General features: G+C 66.5%; 2 pseudogenes. Both read left to right on the top strand.

The features are described from left to right. Nucleotides 1–74: 74 nt before the first annotated feature. Nucleotides 75–237 (top strand): annotated as a pseudogene (locus HCC78_RS35170) (transposase); the annotation flags it as partial. A gap of 105 nt (nucleotides 238–342) precedes the next feature. After that, nucleotides 343–1,161, top strand: a pseudogene (locus tag HCC78_RS32665) (IS5 family transposase); the annotation flags it as partial.

Here is a 1,161-nt window from a genome sequence, read left to right on the forward strand (position 1 = left end):
TGCGAAGGGCGTTGTTGCAGAACTCGTCGGCTTCGGGGATTCACGGCATGGATCCTGTGGGTCAAGAGCCTGCCATGACGCAGCCAGAACCCGCCCGCTACCGTACGACCAACTGGAAATCCTACAATGCCGCCTTGAAGCGGCGCGGTTCTCTGCTCGTCTGGCTGGACAAGGACATGACCTGGCTCGCGCCGAAGGCAGGCAAGCCCGGGCGCCCGCCCGTGTTCTCTGAATGAGGAGGATCAGCAGACAGTCCGGGGGAGTTCGGGCCGGTCCGCGCCAGCGGCAAATCCTCCGGCGGAGGATTTGAGGGCCGGACGGGCGGAGCCCTGCCCGGCGAATGCGATCCAGTTCTGCCTGATGGTGAAGGTCCTGTTCGGCCTGCCGCTCCGCCAGACGACCGGCATGGTCTCCAGCATCCTGAAAAGGGCGGGTCTGGACTGGCCGGTGCCGGACCTCTCCACGCTCAGCCGCCGACAGAGTGAGACGGGACCGTGGCCCCTGTGGGGCCGCGAAAGCCCGTCGAACAATCACCGTCCAGCTCTCGTCTCGCCGGGCTCCGGGCCCTCTGAACCTCTTGGTGGACAGCACCGGCATCAAGTTTCTCGGCGACGGAGAATGGCTGGCCAGGAAGCACGGCACCCACCGCCGACGCCAGTACCGCAAGGTCCATCTGGCGATGGACACTGCGACCAGCGACATCCGGGCGGTGGAGTTCACTTCCAGCCGCGAGGGAGACAGCCCGGTTCTGCCGGACCTTCTCGGCCAGATCCCGGAGGGCGAGGAGATCGGCACCGTCACTGGCGATGGCGCCTTCGACACCCGCCGGTGCCATTCGGCAATCCTGGCTCGCGGAGGAACGGCGGTCATTCCCATCAGGAAAAACGGCCGCCTCTGGAAGGAGGACTGCCCGGCTGCGCTGGTACGCAACGACATCCTGAGGGCAACCCGCCGCCTCGGCCGCGTTCGCCGGACTTTCGCGGCGCCACTGGCGCCACGGTTCCGGCTCACTCTGGAAGAAGTGGTCAGGCTACCACGTCCGGAACCGGATCGAGGCCAGGATGCGCAACCTGAAATCCTTCGGCGAGCGCATCGCTTCAAGGGACCCCGACCGCCAGACCGCCGAGATCCACATCCGCGTCATTCGCGGCTGCGCTCGGA

It is taken from the genome of Mangrovicoccus sp. HB161399, assembly GCF_013184745.1.
GTDB lineage: Bacteria > Pseudomonadota > Alphaproteobacteria > Rhodobacterales > Rhodobacteraceae > Mangrovicoccus.